At 70.6% G+C, this 2,239-nt stretch carries 4 protein-coding genes; 2 read left to right on the top strand and 2 right to left on the bottom strand.

From position 1 onward, the window contains the following. The coding region (locus VFZ39_RS00475; protein WP_330863748.1) for a DUF222 domain-containing protein at positions 1 to 966 on the bottom strand (966 nt) is incomplete at its 3' end. A gap of 209 nt (positions 967 to 1,175) precedes the next feature. On the opposite strand from VFZ39_RS00475, the gene VFZ39_RS00470 reads away from it, so the two are divergent. Beyond that, entirely contained in the window at positions 1,176 to 1,601 is a 426-nt protein-coding gene (locus tag VFZ39_RS00470; RefSeq protein ID WP_330863747.1) for a VOC family protein, read from the top strand. A gap of 22 nt (positions 1,602 to 1,623) precedes the next feature. Here VFZ39_RS00470 and VFZ39_RS19055 read toward each other — a convergent pair whose 3' ends face one another. Next, positions 1,624 to 1,947 (bottom strand): helix-turn-helix domain-containing protein, encoded by a 324-nt coding sequence (locus tag VFZ39_RS19055; RefSeq protein ID WP_414690243.1) that lies wholly within the window; start codon positions 1,945 to 1,947, stop codon positions 1,624 to 1,626. Here VFZ39_RS19055 and VFZ39_RS00465 point away from each other — a divergent pair. Next, positions 1,835 to 2,077, top strand: a complete 243-nt coding sequence (locus VFZ39_RS00465) for a YciI family protein (protein ID WP_414690242.1) — start codon at positions 1,835 to 1,837, stop codon at positions 2,075 to 2,077. The two genes, VFZ39_RS19055 and VFZ39_RS00465, sit on opposite strands and share 113 nt — an antisense overlap. Positions 2,078 to 2,239: the final 162 nt, after the last annotated feature.

Raw genomic sequence — 2,239 nt, 5'->3', positions numbered from 1 at the left:
GCGGCGCAGGGACTCGAGGTCGATGGTGACCATCACGGTGGTCGCTGCGCCGCCGTGGATCGGGAGCCGGGCGGGGTCCCAGTGTTCGAGCAGGCTGCACAATGCCCGCCCCACCCGCACGTCGTAAGGCGATCGGTCCGGGTTCGTCGGCGCGCCGTCGGTCCGCTCGGCTCCGACGGTGCAGCCTGTCTGGTCGCTCGCACCGGTGGAGCCGGTCGAGCCTGTCGAGCTGGTCGACCCGGTTGAGCCGGTGCGGCGGTTGGCGGGGCGGCGGGGTGAGGCGAAGGCGTCGAGGTAGGCGCGGAGCCGGTCGGCGATCGGGGTGGGGAGGCGGCCCCGCACGTAGGTGGTGCCGTCGCCGGCGTTGCGGAACCGGATCCAGGTCTTCTTCCGTGCCTGCCGCTCCTGGTCGGCCAACGCCTTGGCTTCGTGCTCGTCGGCGATCTCAGGGGCGATCACCTCCAGGATCTTGCGGCCCAGGATCCGCAGCCCGCGCGGATCGTGGTCGCCCGCGGCGGCGATCAGGTGCTTCTCGGCCTGCTCCAGCATGGTGGGGTCGAGGTCGGTGGGCAGGTCGTCGAGGGCGCGGGTGATCACCTGCGCCTGTTCGCACGTGAGGTCTCCGTCGCGCAGCGCCTCCCCCAGCCGCCGCCAGCGGGTGCCCAGCGCCCGGGCCAGTCGCTGCCGCCGACGCGCGTCGGCGCGGTCGAGCCGGGTGTGGTGGGCGATCCAGCCCGCCGGGTCGCGGGCACCATCGGCTGCGGTCATCTCGTCGGCGGCGGCCAGCAGCCGCAGCTGGAGCTCCTCGAGCCGGTTCAGGTCGCGCTGTACCAGCCGCAGCGCTGCGGCCTGGTCGGCGGGGCTCATGTAGAGCGGGTCGACCTCGGCAACCTCGCTCAACGCGGTCGCGATCTGCTGGGCGCAGGCGAGGACCGGGTGCGTGATGGCCTGCGTCGCACCGCTCATCTCGCTGGCCTCCCCGTGGTTCGAATGTTTGTTCGACTCCACGCTAGGACGGATCAGTGACTCCCGCGACCAGTGCGACCACACCTGTGGACGACCCGACCCGAAGCCCTCCTGTGGACAGAAAACGGCGCACGAACGCATGCCTAGCACCGAGGCGTTCGCCCCCAACCCGGTCGACGGCCGACCGGCGCCGTCCCTACGGTGCCGTCATGGGACTACGCATCGGTGCACTGGTCGTCGACGCCCATGATCCCGGGCGACTCGCCAGGTTCTGGGCAGAGGCACTGGACTGGGTGATCACCCACGACGAGGATCCGGAGTGGGTGGTCGAACCACCCGAAGGCAGTCGCGAGGACTGCGTGGTGCCTGACCTGCTCTTCATCAAGGTGCCTGAGCCCAAGACGTTCAAGAACCGTCTCCATCTCGACCTGCGCCCAGCAGACCAAGCCACCGAGGTCGCGCGTCTCGAGCACCTCGGCGCGACCCGGACGGACGTCGGCCAACGCAGCGACGCCCGCTGGGTGGTGATGGCCGATCCAGAAGGCAACGAGTTCTGCGTCCAGTCCGCCCACCCGGCCCACGTCCAGGCCCGATGGCTACAACGGTACGAGGCGTACCAGCCGGCTCAGACCTGAACGAGGCCCACTCATGGCGCCCTCACCAGGAGGCCGACGCCCGGCGGGCCAGCACCTCCGGTGCGAGCACGTGCACGGCGCTGCGCTCGAGCCTGATCACCCCGCAGCGCGCGAGCTCCCGGAGGCTGCGGTTGGTCGTGACTCGAGAGGCGCCGATCGACTCGCCGAGACCCTCTTGACCGTGCGGGAGCTCAACGCCCGTCCTGCCGACCGCCTCCCACGTCGCCTGCGGGCTGGAGGCGCGACCGGCACACCGTGCCAGATTGCAGCAGCTGTACGACGAGGGGCGGCTCGTGCTCGCTGGCCCATGGGTCGACGACTCCGGCGCGGCACTCGTGTTCGACACCGACCGGGCGGGCGTGGAGCGGATCCTTGCGGAGGACCCGTACTGCTCCACACCCGGCGTCAGGGTCTCGAACCTCCGGGCCTGGAGCCCGCTCCCGCTCGATGGCCCAGGAGCCTCCGCCGGGGGATGAGTCTGGTGGCGCCGAACCGCGTGAACCACCCGTCAGGGGTCTCGCTATCTCGCGGCTGCGCATCTTAGGTTGGCAGCACCCAACCACCTGCGCGCTCACCACGGTGCAGGTACTTCCCTCAAGGAGACACGAGTGAACAGATCCACCCGATTCTTCGTGGCG

The organism is Nocardioides sp., assembly GCF_036374615.1.
Classification (GTDB): domain Bacteria; phylum Actinomycetota; class Actinomycetes; order Propionibacteriales; family Nocardioidaceae; genus Nocardioides.
The sequence above is the reverse complement of the archived record's forward strand: the minus strand, read 5'-3'. Positions and strand labels throughout refer to the sequence as shown.

What these genes read in the sequence shown, in the direction of transcription:
- VFZ39_RS00470 (WP_330863747.1), top strand. Translation starts at nt 1,176, where the DNA reads ATGGGACTACGCATCGGTGCACTGGTCGTCGACGCCCATGATCCCGGG.